This is a genomic window from Klebsiella sp. CN_Kp075 (assembly GCF_040065055.2).
Lineage (GTDB): Bacteria > Pseudomonadota > Gammaproteobacteria > Enterobacterales > Enterobacteriaceae > Klebsiella > Klebsiella aerogenes.
The window spans coordinates 155,526-167,862 of sequence record NZ_CM198050.1 but is presented as its reverse complement, the minus strand read 5'-3'; the positions used below and the strand labels follow the sequence as shown (position 1 = coordinate 167,862).

Below are 12,337 nucleotides of genomic sequence, written 5' to 3'. Positions count from 1 at the left end.
GCAAGAAAAACGCCCGGCAGCAAAGGCCGGGCGCTTTTTGTTTTACATCGCGGCGCGGAAAATCGCCATGATTTCTTCGTGGGTCGCCTGAATCGGATTGGTTAAACCGCAGGCATCTTTCAGCGCGTTGCTGGCCAGCAGCGGAATATCCTCTTCTTTAACGTTCAGATCGCGCAGACCGGCCGGAATGCCGACTTTACGCGCCAGCTCGCGGATGGCCGCGATGCAGGCTTCCGCCCCCTGTTTATCGTTTAGCCCAGCAACGTTCACACCCATCGCCTGCGCGCAGTCACGCAGACGCGCGGCGGCGACGCTGCAGTTATACTCCTGCACGAATGGCAGCAGGACGGCGTTGCAGACGCCGTGCGGCAGATCGTAGAAGCCGCCCAGCTGGTGCGCCATCGCGTGGACATAGCCCAGCGACGCGTTGTTGAAGGCCATCCCGGCGAGGAACTGCGCATAGGCCATTGCTTCACGCGCCTGTTCATTACCGCCATCTTCCACTGCGTGAGTTAAATTCTGTGAAATCATGGTCATCGCTTTCAACGCGCAGGCATCGGTGATCGGCGTCGCCGCGATAGAAACATAGGCTTCGATAGCGTGAGTCAGCGCGTCCATACCGGTAGCGGCGGTCAGTGATTTCGGCATCCCCATCATCAGCGAAGAGTCGTTAACCGACAGAACCGGCGTCACGTGCTTATCGACAATCGCCATTTTGATGTGGCGATCGACATCGGTGATGATGCAGAAGCGGGTCATTTCAGAAGCCGTACCGGCGGTGGTATTGATAGCGATCATCGGCAGTTGCGGTTTTGCCGAACGGTCCACCCCTTCATAGTCACGGATGTTGCCGCCGTTTGCCGCGACCAGCGCGATCCCTTTCGCGCAATCGTGCGGCGAACCGCCGCCCAGAGAAATCACGCAGTCGCAGTTATTCTCTTTCAGCAGCGCCAGGCCGTTTTCGACGTTCAGAGTCGTCGGGTTCGGGTGCACGCCGTCATACACCACGCTGAAGATATCCCGTTCCTGCAACGCCTTTTGTACTTCACCCGCCATACCTAATTTATTCAGCATCGCGTCGGTGACGATTAATGCCCGACGATATCCGTATTGCTGGATAGTATTCATCGCTTCAGTAACAGAACCAGCGCCAATAACGTTTACTGGCGGAATATAAAAAGTCGATGCAGCCATGATGATTCCTTCATTTAGGTGAATATCATGGAAGGGTACGAGGATGTCGCAATAAAAAACATGACTTGAACGCCATTTTTGGCAAGAAATTGGATGAAAAACAGTACGTTAATATTTTCATTTTTAACGTACTGTTAAACATTACCGGCTTAATTTTTCATTTGCGTTATTATTCGCCGTTTTTATTTTCAGGGAATAACAGCGCGTCGCGGAGAAGATGATCGTTACCACGACGGCGGGTAAAGCCAATGCGGTCGAAATATTCAAGAATTTGAATCGCCAGTTTACGGCCAATATTTAGCGTATCGCGAAAATCCGCTGCGCAGGTGGAACCGCGCTGCAGATCCAGGCGGCGGATCAACTGCGCAAATTCAACGATGCGATCGTTGCGATAATAACGATCTTTTACGATCGCCGTAATCATCCCCTGCTGCGCCGCCTGCCGCAGCACCGCGCGCATCAACGACTCTTCGACGTTCAGATCGCGCGCCAGGTCGCGTACCCACCATGGCTCATCGGCGAAGAGCGGTTCCACGCGCTGCCAGATGGCCTGCTGCTCATCGGTAAATCCGGCTTTATGCTCCGGCAGGTGCAGCCAGCCGTGATGGCTTTGAATGACGCCGCTGCTGCGCATCTGTTCAATCAACAGCAGCACCAGCGCTTCATCTTCCATCGGCAGCGCAATTCGCCGCAGGCGTTCACGACCGGGTCCCGGCTCATCGCGATGCTGGTCGTGATAACGGGCCAGCGCGTCGAGCAGCTTTTTCTGCCAGCGGGCGGCCAGCGGCGCGCTAAGCAAACTGTTACCGGCCTGCAGATAATCCGGACGGTTAATTAATGCCGTCAGGCCGTCGGCGCTCAGCTGCCGCGCCCAGGCAAACTCGTCAAGACGCACCGCATCACGCTGCAGATGAATATCCAACGCCTGCGCGTCGTCTCGCGCGGCGGCGAGCAAAGAGAGCCACTGCAGATATTCCGGTTTGCGTTTACCGCGGCGCGGCGGATTCAGCGTCACCACCCGCGCGCCAGCCAGCGTCAAACGGGCGGAGATATCGCGCAACACCAGGCGATCGTTATCCGCCAGCCACAGCGGAGTATCCAGCACCAGCTCGGCCAAATTGCCTTCCAGTAGCGAAACGCGGCCGGTGATATGGCTGGCGGCATGGTGGATATGCAGCGACTGCCACTGGCTGAGGGGCGCGTGGCAGGTGAGCTCGACAATCGCCCGCTCGCAAGGTTCTGCAGGTTGCGCCGAGAGCAGCCAGTCGCCGCGGCTGAGATCCTCTTTTTGCGCGTCGCCGACGATGTTCAGCGCGATACGCTGCCCGGCCCGCGCCTGTTCAACCGGCTGATTCTGCGCATGCAGCCCGCGGACGCGCATGGGTTTATTGGCGCCGGTCAGCCAGAGGGTATCGCCGATTTTTACCTCGCCGGATAACGCCGTCCCGGTAACCACCAGCCCCGCGCCCTTGACGGTAAAGGCGCGATCCAGCGCCAGACGAAAACGCTGCTGTCGCGGATGCTCGCGCTCAGCCAGCTGAAGCAAATGGCTGCGCAGTTCGGCAATGCCGAGATTTTCCGTCGCCGCGGTGGCGAAAAAAGCAGCGGCATCGAACCCCAGCTCGCTCAGCGTGGATTCTACCTGCGCCCGAACTTCGGCAACGCGGGCCGCTTCCACGCGGTCCGTTTTGGTCAACGCGACGGTTAACGTCGGTTTTCCCGTTAACTGCAGAATCGCCAGATGCTCGCGGGTTTGCGCCATCACGCCGTCATCACAGGCCACCACCAACAGCGCGTGATCGATCCCGCCCACGCCGGCCAGCATGTTGGACAAAAACTTTTCATGCCCCGGAACATCGATAAAACCCAACACCCGGCCATCGGGCTGCGGCCAATAGGCGTAGCCGAGATCGATAGTCATCCCGCGTGATTTCTCTTCCGGCAGGCGATCGGCGTTGACGCCGGTAATCGCCTGCAGCAGCGTGGTTTTGCCGTGGTCCACATGACCGGCGGTGGCAATAATCATCTCAATAACATCTCCATAAACCGGGGTTCATCTTCAAGACAGCGCAGATCCAGCCACAGACGGCCATCATAGATTCTGCCGATCGTCGGTATCGGTAAGGCGCGCCAGCGGGCGGCCAGCGCTTCCAGCTGGCTGCCGCGACCATCGCGCGGCGTAAAGGTTAACGCGGCGCTGGGCAGTCGATCGACCGGCAACGACCCGCTGCCAATCTGCGACAAACACGCTTCAACGCGCACGTCAAAATCGCTATAGTGCGCCGCTAACGCAGGCTGTATGCGCTCGCCCTGCTGGCGAATATCCTCGGCGCGGCGGGTTAGCAAGCGTAGCGTCGGCAGCTCGTCGGCCAGCGCTTCCGGATGCAAATACAGGCGCAGAGTCGCCTCCAGCGCCGCCAGGGTCATTTTATCCGCCCGCAGCGCGCGCTTAAGCGGATGACTCTGTAACTTCGCGATCAGCGACCTGTCGCCGACGATAATCCCCGCCTGCGGCCCGCCGAGCAACTTATCGCCGGAAAAGCTCACCAGGTTCACGCCCGCGGCAATCAATTCCTGCGGCATTGGTTCTTTCGGTAAACCGTACTGGCTCAAATCCACCAGCGAGCCGCTGCCGAGATCGGCCACCACCGGTACGCCATATTCGCGGCCAATTTCCGCCAGTTCCGCTTCATCAATCGCTTTGGTAAAACCTTCAATGCTGTAGTTGCTGGTATGCACTTTCATCAGCAGGGCGGTCTGCTCATTGATAGCCTGACGATAATCTTTGCCGTGGGTGCGGTTAGTAGTGCCCACTTCATGCAGCAGACAGCCGGCCTGGCGCATGACGTCGGGGATGCGAAATGCGCCGCCGATCTCGACCAGTTCGCCGCGCGAGACCACCACTTCTTTCCCGCTGGCCGTTGCCGCCAGCATCAGCAGCACCGCCGCCGCGTTGTTATTGACGATACAGGCATCTTCCGCGCCGGTAATGCGGCACAGCAGATCGGCCAATGCCCGGTCGCGATGACCGCGTCCGGCATCGTCGAGATCGTATTCCAGCGTGACCGGCGCGCGCATCGCCTGCGCTACCGCCTGTACCGCGGCTTCCGCCTGGATTGCGCGCCCCAGATTGGTGTGCAGCACGGTGCCCGTGAGGTTGAATACCGGACGCAGCGCGCTCTGCTGGTTAAGATTCAGCCGGCTGGCGGTCTCTTGCGGCCAGTCGTCGCACCACTCTGGCAATGCCTGCGCCTGGCGGATATGCTCCCGCGCCTCATCCAACATCTGGCGCAGCAGCGCCACGATTTGCGAATGGCCATGACGATCGAGCAGTAAAGCAAAAGCGGGATCGCGAAGTAAACGATCAATGGCCGGAAGCCGGGTATAAAGCGCGCGAGTATCGGTAGACATGAGTGAACCTGACGATAAGTTATTTTCCCCCCTCCCGACGGGAGAGGGAGTCAACAATGAGTGGCGATTGTAACGCCTGCGCGAGGAAACTGTTACCTGCCTGGGTCAACTCCCTGGCGGTTCGGTACGCGCAAAACTGGCGCGCTGAAATAAGGTCTCGACCAGTTTGACCAGTTTTGGCCGCGTCGCGCACCATCCGGGAGCCACGCGACGGAAATTCAGATAAGCAATGGCGCAGGCGGCAGTAATGGTCGCCAGATTCAGTTCACCATTACGCAAGGTACCGTCGGCGGCATACCCTTCCAACATATCAAGACCGCGGGCGATTTTTTCCCGCTGGCGGAGCAGATCGGTTTCTGACTGCTGGGCCGCCGGACGCGCTTTTTCCCGCACCAGCGCGATCGCCGCCTCCATGATGCCGTCAGATAAGGCTTCCAGCTGGCGTATCTTCAGCGCCGCCAGAGGTTCCGCGGGCAGCATCGCCGGCGCGACGTTAAGCAGTTCCAGATATTGCGCAATAATGGGCGAATCAAACCAGCACGCGCCGTCATCGGTCAGCAGCGCCGGGACTTTACCCAGCGGGTTGTACTGCGCCACGCCGTTGACGTCGTTATAGGGGAGTTCGTTCACAAACTCGAAGGGAATCGCCTTTTCCAGCAAGATGACGGAAATTTTACGTACAAAAGGACTGGTATAGCTGCCGATAAGTTTCATTGCCTGCTCCTTTCGCCAACGAAAAGATCAGTATGGTTCAGGCGCAGGCAAATGGCAGGCGCGACGTTGTCTCAACCTGCCGCCGATCGCATTAATGATCGAGATAGAGGTAGTGCATCCAGCTGGTCATGCGCAGCAGCACTTTTCTCATCACCGACACGTGGGTGAAATGGTCGGAATAGACCGCTACCTGGGCGTAGATGCCGTCGGGCAGCGCATCGACTTGCGCATCGGGATCCAGTTCAATCGTCGCCAGCACGCCATCGGTACCCGGCGTGACGCTCAGCGACTGCAGCGATCCCTGCGCCTGATAAGTCCCCCCCGGCACCACCGGCAATACGTTTACCAGTTTACCGTGGAATACCTGCCCTGGCAGTGCGTTAAACACCGCTTCGGCATCATCGCCGGCTTCCAGCCTGAGCAACGAATTCTGGCGGAACTGGGCGACAATCAGCCGTTTTTGTTGCGGAATAAAGACCATCACCGGGCGCAGCGGCAGCGACGCGGCGTAGGTTCCCGGGCGAATCAGTACCTGGGTAATATAGCCATCGCTCGGCGCCCGGACGGTGGTCTGATCGAGATTATATTTCGCTTCCGCCAACTGCGCGCGCAGGCTCACCACCTGCGACTGTTCGCCATTCAGCGTGCTATCCAGTTGGCTCTGAATCTGCGCCTGCTCGGCGACGGAGGCTTTCACCAATGCATCCTGGGCAAGGTAGTTTTGCCGGGCATTATCGATATCGCTTTCCGAAAACGGGTTGACCCGCGCCTGGCTACCTTTCAAATAGCGCTGATAATCTTTATACAGCCGGTCGCGCTCGGCGGAGACGCGCACGGTGTTCGCCTGCGCTTCCTGCAGTTGGGCTTTCAGGGTATTGATACTATGCAATGCGGTGACCAGATCGGCCTGCAGTCGGTCGACACGCGCCTGGTAGCGCACCGGGTCAATAGTAAATAATACCTCGCCCTTTTTCACCCGCTGGTTGGCTTTATCGGTCACGCTGCTGACAATGCCGGTAACCTGCGGCGTAATAGGAATGGAAATAACCGCTTTCTGCGCCGTAAAAGTATAAGGGTGGTTATAGTTCATCAATAAAATAAGCGCGCTAACAATAAATACGCCGCCCAGGGCCGCGGTCGGGACCGTCCATTTATTTACCGGAATACGGAATATTTTAAATACCGACCACGCAATGGCCACGTACGTCAAAATGATCAACAGGTCCATGATTATTTCTCCGTCGAGGATGGCGGCGCTGTCGGCTGCAGATGCGCGATTTTATGTTCGAGTTCAGCGATACGCTGATTGAGCTGCGCCAGCTCGCTGTCGGCATCATCAGACCCTGCTTCATTCGGCTTATGCTGCATTCCCCAGCCTCGCTCCGGCTGATAGAGGGTGGCCCAGATCCATAAAAATGGCCATATTACGTGCAGCGTAAACAGGCTGACCCACCCCGCGACGTGAATTGCGTCAGAGTGCGGATGATTACGTTTCTTCGCAATCAGGTACGGAATATCGTGCAAAATAATAATCCCGTAAAAAATAACCAGAAAAACGAAGATCAGAACGCCCAGCGCAAAATAATTGAGAAACATAATTTCCTCGATTCACGCTAATAGATTATTGGAATTGTGAGCGACCGCGAAGCGGCGCCTGGCTGACAATTTGAGCATAATTCACCGTATTCATTTCCGCCATCAGCGGCAAAAAATGTTCTTCATGCAGGTGAGTTGCAAAGTTACATCGTTGGCCGCTGGGGAAGACAGAACCTGCCGCAGATCACACATGACGGAATTGAGCGCAAAATATTTTGTGATGTATATCACAAACAAATAACAAAACAGCAAAGTTATAATGTGACAAACATCACATAAATATGCGATTTATGGCCTCCCATTACGTGTTGTTGTTTTTTTACACATCATTTTTGTGATTGCGATCACTACATATAAGTACCAGCCCCCTATATTCATGTGATGTACATCACATAAAAGGTCACTTGCTGGACAGCTTAACGATTCAGTGCCAGATTTCGCACTATCAATCAGGGTCCGGCTACCTCTGCCGCCACATTAACAACAAACCTCGGGCGTTCAGCCTGCGCGATAAGCAAAACAGAAGAAGGGGTGTTTTATGTCATCCGATATCAAGATCAAAGTGCAAAGCTTTGGTCGTTTCCTCAGCAATATGGTGATGCCGAATATCGGCGCGTTTATCGCGTGGGGGATTATCACCGCGTTATTTATTCCAACAGGGTGGTTGCCGAACGAGACGCTGGCGAAGCTGGTCGGCCCGATGATCACCTATCTACTGCCGCTGCTGATCGGTTATACCGGCGGTAAACTGGTGGGCGGCGAACGCGGCGGCGTCGTCGGCGCTATCACCACCATGGGCGTTATCGTCGGCGCGGATATGCCGATGTTCCTCGGTTCGATGATCGCCGGTCCGCTCGGCGGCTACTGCATCAAGAAATTTGACGCCTGGGTAGACGGTAAGATCAAATCCGGTTTCGAAATGCTGGTGAATAACTTCTCCGCCGGTATCATCGGGATGATCCTTGCCATTCTGGCGTTCCTCGGCATTGGCCCGGCGGTTGAAGTGCTGTCAAAACTGCTGGCGGCCGGCGTTAACTTCATGGTGGCGCACGACATGCTGCCGCTGGCGTCTATCTTTGTTGAACCGGCGAAAATCCTGTTCCTCAATAACGCGATTAACCACGGTATCTTCTCGCCGCTGGGTATTCAGCAGTCCCATGAGCTTGGCAAATCCATCTTCTTCCTGATTGAAGCTAACCCGGGTCCGGGGATGGGCGTCCTGCTGGCGTATATGTTCTTTGGCCGCGGCAGCGCGAAGCAGTCTGCGGGCGGTGCGGCAATCATTCACTTCCTGGGCGGTATTCACGAAATTTACTTCCCGTACGTGCTGATGAACCCGCGTCTGATTCTGGCCGTTATCCTCGGCGGTATGACCGGCGTCTTCACCCTGACTATCCTCAACGGCGGCCTGGTTTCTCCGGCTTCCCCAGGTTCCATTCTGGCGGTACTGGCGATGACGCCAAAAGGCGCCTACTTCGCTAACATCGCGGCCATTATTGCGGCGATGGCGGTCTCCTTTATTGTCTCTGCTATCCTGCTGAAAACCAGCAAAGTGAAAGAAGAAGACGATATCGAAGCCGCAACCCGTCGCATGCACGACATGAAAGCCGAGTCCAAAGGCGCGGCGACGCCGCTGGCCGCGGGCGACGTGGCTAACGACCTGAGCCACGTGCGTAAAATCATCGTTGCCTGCGACGCCGGTATGGGTTCCAGCGCCATGGGCGCCGGGGTACTGCGTAAGAAGGTGCAGGATGCCGGACTGAGCAACATTTCGGTCACCAACAGCGCGATTAACAATCTGCCGCCGGATGTCGATCTGGTGATCACCCACCGCGACCTGACCGAGCGCGCCATGCGCCAGGTACCGCAGGCGCAGCATATTTCGCTGACCAACTTCCTCGACAGCGGCCTGTACACCAGCCTGACCGAGCGTCTGGTTGCGGCGCAGCGCCACATCGACAACGAAGTAAAGGTCACCGATAGCCTGAAAGATAGCTTTGATAATGACGACAAAAACCTGTTCCAGCTGGGCGCGGATAACATCTTCCTGGGGCGTAAAGCGGCCACCAAAGAAGAGGCGATTCGCTTCGCCGGTGAACAACTGGTGAAAGGCGGATACGTTGAGCCGGAATACGTGCAGGCGATGCTCGACCGCGAGAAGCTGACCTCGACCTATCTTGGCGAATCCATCGCCGTACCGCACGGTACCATCGAAGCGAAAGACCGGGTGCTGAAAACCGGCGTCGTCTTCTGCCAGTATCCGGAAGGCGTGCGCTTCGGCGAAGAAGAAGATGAAGTCGCGCGTCTGGTCATCGGTATCGCCGCTCGCAACAACGAACACATTCACGTTATCACCAGCCTTACCAACGCGCTGGATGATGAAACCGTGATTGAGCGGCTGGCGAAAACCACCAGCGTCGAAGAAGTCCTGTCGTTGCTGAATAAATAACCACAACGCTCCACACCCTCTCCCTTTGGGAGAGGGCTGGGGTGAGGGAAAAGCCTCACCCCAGCCCTCTCAGGTAAAAACATTAATTGAAGGTTAATACTATGAAAGCATTACATTTTGGCGCAGGTAATATCGGACGTGGCTTCATTGGCAAACTGCTGGCTGACGCCGGTATCACCCTCACGTTCGCCGATGTCAATCAGGTGGTCCTTGACGCCCTGAATGCCCGTCATAGCTATCAGGTTCACGTAGTGGGCGAAAACGAACAGGTTGACACCGTCTCCGGCGTGAATGCCGTCAGCAGCATTGGCGATGAAGTGGTGGATCTGATCGCCGATGTCGACCTGGTGACCACCGCCGTCGGTCCCGTCGTTCTGGAGCGTATCGCTCCGGCCATCGCCAAAGGCCTGTTGAAACGCAAAGCGCAGGGTATTGAACGCCCGCTGAATATCATCGCCTGCGAAAACATGGTACGCGGCACCACCCAGCTGAAAGGCCATGTGTTTAACGCGCTGGCGGAAGAAGATAAATCGTGGGTTGAAACGCATATCGGCTTCGTCGATTCCGCCGTAGACCGTATCGTGCCGCCGTCGGCTTCCGCCACCAACGATCCGCTGGAAGTCACCGTTGAAACCTTCAGCGAATGGATTGTGGATAAAACCCAGTTTAAGGGCGAGTTGCCGAACATCCCAGGAATGGAATTAACCGATAACCTGATGGCATTTGTCGAACGTAAGCTATTCACCTTAAACACCGGGCATGCTATAACCGCCTACCTCGGGAAACTGGCGGGCCATCAAACGATTCGCGACGCGATTCTTGATGAGAACATTCGCGCCGTCGTAAAAGGCGCAATGGAAGAGAGCGGCGCGGTGCTGATCAAACGCTACAGCTTTGATGCGCAGAAACACGCGGCTTATATCCAGAAGATCCTTGGTCGCTTTGAGAACCCGTATCTGAAAGATGATGTGGAGCGCGTCGGCCGCCAGCCGCTGCGTAAACTGAGCGCGGGCGATCGTTTGATCAAGCCGCTGCTTGGCACGCTGGAATACGGACTGCCGCACCGGAACCTGGTAAAAGGGATTGCCGCGGCGATGCATTTCCGCAGCGAAGACGATCCGCAGGCGCAGGAGCTGGCGGCGCTGATTAGCGAAAAAGGCCCACAGGCCGCGCTGGCGCAGATTTCCGGCCTGGATGCGGCAAGCGCGGTAGTGGCGGAAGCCGTTAACGACTACAACGCGGTAAAATGATGTACAACCTGGCGCGGCCGATGCCGCGCCCAATACCACTCCTGTCCGATATGCAGGCAATAATGGAAGAAACACAGGCATTTGAAAACCGCGTACTTGAGCGTTTAAATGCTGGTAAGACCGTAAGAAGTTTCCTGATAGCCGCCGTCGAACTCCTGACGGAGGCGGTCAATATTCTGGTACTTCAGGTATTCCGCAAAGACGATTACGCGGTGAAATACGCAGTGGAGCCATTGCTGGATGGCAGTGGGCCGCTGGGCGACCTTTCCGTACGCCTGAAGCTTATCTACGGCCTTGGGGTGATAAGCCGCGCCGAATACGAAGATGCCGAGCTATTGATGGCGCTGCGTGAAGAGCTCAATCATGACGGTAATGAGTACACTTTCACCGATGATGAAATTCTCGGGCCGTTAGGCGAACTGCACTGCGTCGCCGCGCTTCCGCCGACGCCGCTGTTTGATGAGAGCGATAGGGAACTGCTGGCAATGCAGAAACTGCGCTACCAGCAGATGGTACGTTCAACGATGGTGTTGTCTCTGACTGAGCTGATTTCTCGAATCAGCTTAAAAAAAGCCTTCCAGAAATCAACGCTCTGACTCCGTTTCTTGCTGGTCGCACGTCGGCCGGTACAGCTGCCGGTAATACTCCAGACGACTCAGGAATAGCTCCTTTTTATCCTCAGGAATATCGCGCGGTATCCGCTGTAAACGCGGGCATTTTTTCAGATATTCCATAAACGCCTGGCTCGAGGCCATGAAATCTACCGTTTTATCGATGATACGTGGTACGCCGTCGCCGATTTTCGCCATCACGCTCTCCTCTGTTCAGGGGGATCTTATTAAGGATTGGCGAAAAAAAGGGAGCAAGTTGAGGAAAACGTGCGGAATGGCCGTCAGGCTTCACAAAAATGACAAACAGCTTAATTAAAACGACAATATCATTATTTTTCAAATAATTATAATCTATCTGGTCTCATGCTTATGGCCGTATAGCCGCGAGTATTTCGATAAAAAACTATCAACAAAGGCCCGCCCGGCCCATACTATGTAACGTCGAAGCCCTTTTATTCACAGATAAAATTACCATGAAAGAAGTCGAAAAGAATGAAATCAAGCGTTTGAGCGACCGTCTCGACGCCATCCGCCACCAGCAGGCCGACCTGTCGCTGGTCGAAGCCGCCGATAAATACGCGGAGCTGGAAAAAGAAAAAGCGACCCTGGAAACGGAAATCGAACGTCTGCGTTCCGTCCAGTCGCAGAAGCTGAGCAAAGAAGCGCAGAAGCTGATGAGCATGCCGCACCGTCGCGCTATTACCAAGAAAGAGCAGGCCGATATGGGCAAGCTGAAGAAAAGCGTGCGCGGACTGGTTGTCGTCCACCCGATGACCGCGCTGGGCCGCGAAATGGGCCTCAAAGAGATGACCGGCTTCGCGAAGAGCGAGTTTTAATCTTTTGCCCGCTGTGAGTTCGTCGTCTATTACCCGGTAGCCCTACCGGGCCGTGAACTCACAGCCAATTTCTCCTTCCCCACCAAATTGGCCCAACCAATTATTTCTTAAACCGTCAATCGGTTCACATATCCATCACTTTGCATCACAAACGCGTTGCCATGCCATAACATTTGGTTAACCATCAATTGTCGTTAACCCTACAATCGCAATTTGGCTGGGCCAATTTTACAAACAGTGTGATCGGCAATGGGCGCAGACCCAACCTGACGCACT

11 protein-coding genes are annotated in these 12,337 nt (G+C 55.9%); 4 read left to right on the top strand and 7 right to left on the bottom strand.

Annotation, left to right across the window (positions count from 1 at the left end; genetic code table 11):
* Nucleotides 1–42: 42 nt before the first annotated feature.
* From yiaY to ABLV78_RS00775, 6 genes are all read right to left on the bottom strand, one after another.
* Nucleotides 43–1,194, bottom strand: a complete 1,152-nt coding sequence (gene yiaY / locus ABLV78_RS00800) for an L-threonine dehydrogenase (RefSeq protein WP_045359266.1) — start codon at nt 1,192–1,194, stop codon at nt 43–45.
* A gap of 169 nt (nt 1,195–1,363) precedes the next feature.
* Nucleotides 1,364–3,220, bottom strand: coding sequence for a selenocysteine-specific translation elongation factor (gene selB / locus ABLV78_RS00795; protein ID WP_045390675.1), 1,857 nt, complete (start codon nt 3,218–3,220; stop codon nt 1,364–1,366).
* The gene (gene selA, locus ABLV78_RS00790; protein ID WP_047047691.1) at nt 3,217–4,605 is read right to left on the bottom strand and encodes an L-seryl-tRNA(Sec) selenium transferase; all 1,389 of its coding nucleotides are present in this window, start codon (nt 4,603–4,605) and stop codon (nt 3,217–3,219) included. The genes selB and selA overlap by 4 nt, the downstream gene beginning before the upstream one ends.
* 105 nt (nt 4,606–4,710) lie before the next feature.
* Entirely contained in the window at nt 4,711–5,319 is a 609-nt protein-coding gene (locus tag ABLV78_RS00785; RefSeq protein WP_047047688.1) for a glutathione S-transferase, read from the bottom strand.
* Nucleotides 5,320–5,410: 91 nt separating this feature from the next.
* Entirely contained in the window at nt 5,411–6,547 is a 1,137-nt protein-coding gene (locus ABLV78_RS00780) for an HlyD family secretion protein (protein ID WP_047047684.1), read from the bottom strand.
* Nucleotides 6,548–6,549: 2 nt separating this feature from the next.
* Nucleotides 6,550–6,915, bottom strand: coding sequence for a DUF3302 domain-containing protein (locus tag ABLV78_RS00775; protein ID WP_045390667.1), 366 nt, complete (start codon nt 6,913–6,915; stop codon nt 6,550–6,552).
* Nucleotides 6,916–7,453: 538 nt separating this feature from the next.
* On the opposite strand from ABLV78_RS00775, the gene mtlA reads away from it, so the two are divergent.
* From mtlA to mtlR, 3 genes are all read left to right on the top strand, one after another.
* Nucleotides 7,454–9,364, top strand: coding sequence for a PTS mannitol transporter subunit IICBA (mtlA, locus tag ABLV78_RS00770; protein WP_047047680.1), 1,911 nt, complete (start codon nt 7,454–7,456; stop codon nt 9,362–9,364).
* Nucleotides 9,365–9,465: 101 nt separating this feature from the next.
* Nucleotides 9,466–10,614: a mannitol-1-phosphate 5-dehydrogenase gene (gene mtlD / locus ABLV78_RS00765; RefSeq protein ID WP_047047677.1), complete on the top strand. Its 1,149-nt coding sequence runs from the start codon at nt 9,466–9,468 to the stop codon at nt 10,612–10,614.
* The gene (gene mtlR / locus ABLV78_RS00760; RefSeq protein WP_045390658.1) at nt 10,614–11,210 is read left to right on the top strand and encodes a mannitol operon repressor MtlR; all 597 of its coding nucleotides are present in this window, start codon (nt 10,614–10,616) and stop codon (nt 11,208–11,210) included. Before mtlD ends, mtlR begins: the two co-directional genes overlap by 1 nt.
* Here the strand turns inward: mtlR and ABLV78_RS00755 are convergent.
* Entirely contained in the window at nt 11,199–11,423 is a 225-nt protein-coding gene (locus ABLV78_RS00755; protein WP_045390655.1) for a hypothetical protein, read from the bottom strand. The two genes, mtlR and ABLV78_RS00755, sit on opposite strands and share 12 nt — an antisense overlap.
* Before the next feature lie 275 nt (nt 11,424–11,698).
* Here ABLV78_RS00755 and ABLV78_RS00750 point away from each other — a divergent pair, with 275 nt between their 5' ends.
* The gene (locus ABLV78_RS00750; RefSeq protein WP_015369186.1) at nt 11,699–12,061 is read left to right on the top strand and encodes a YibL family ribosome-associated protein; all 363 of its coding nucleotides are present in this window, start codon (nt 11,699–11,701) and stop codon (nt 12,059–12,061) included.
* Nucleotides 12,062–12,337: the final 276 nt, after the last annotated feature.

Excerpts from the sequence above, each read along its gene's own strand:
- yiaY (WP_045359266.1), bottom strand. The coding sequence starts at position 1,194 with ATGGCTGCATCGACTTTTTATATTCCGCCAGTAAACGTTATTGGCGCT.
- ABLV78_RS00755 (WP_045390655.1), bottom strand. The coding sequence starts at position 11,423 with ATGGCGAAAATCGGCGACGGCGTACCACGTATCATCGATAAAACGGTA.
- selB (WP_045390675.1), bottom strand. The coding sequence starts at position 3,220 with ATGATTATTGCCACCGCCGGTCATGTGGACCACGGCAAAACCACGCTG.
- ABLV78_RS00785 (WP_047047688.1), bottom strand. The coding sequence starts at position 5,319 with ATGAAACTTATCGGCAGCTATACCAGTCCTTTTGTACGTAAAATTTCC.
- mtlR (WP_045390658.1), top strand. The coding sequence starts at position 10,614 with ATGTACAACCTGGCGCGGCCGATGCCGCGCCCAATACCACTCCTGTCC.
- ABLV78_RS00780 (WP_047047684.1), bottom strand. The coding sequence starts at position 6,547 with ATGGACCTGTTGATCATTTTGACGTACGTGGCCATTGCGTGGTCGGTA.
- ABLV78_RS00775 (WP_045390667.1), bottom strand. The coding sequence starts at position 6,915 with ATGTTTCTCAATTATTTTGCGCTGGGCGTTCTGATCTTCGTTTTTCTG.
- selA (WP_047047691.1), bottom strand. The coding sequence starts at position 4,605 with ATGTCTACCGATACTCGCGCGCTTTATACCCGGCTTCCGGCCATTGAT.
- mtlD (WP_047047677.1), top strand. The coding sequence starts at position 9,466 with ATGAAAGCATTACATTTTGGCGCAGGTAATATCGGACGTGGCTTCATT.
- ABLV78_RS00750 (WP_015369186.1), top strand. The coding sequence starts at position 11,699 with ATGAAAGAAGTCGAAAAGAATGAAATCAAGCGTTTGAGCGACCGTCTC.
- mtlA (WP_047047680.1), top strand. The coding sequence starts at position 7,454 with ATGTCATCCGATATCAAGATCAAAGTGCAAAGCTTTGGTCGTTTCCTC.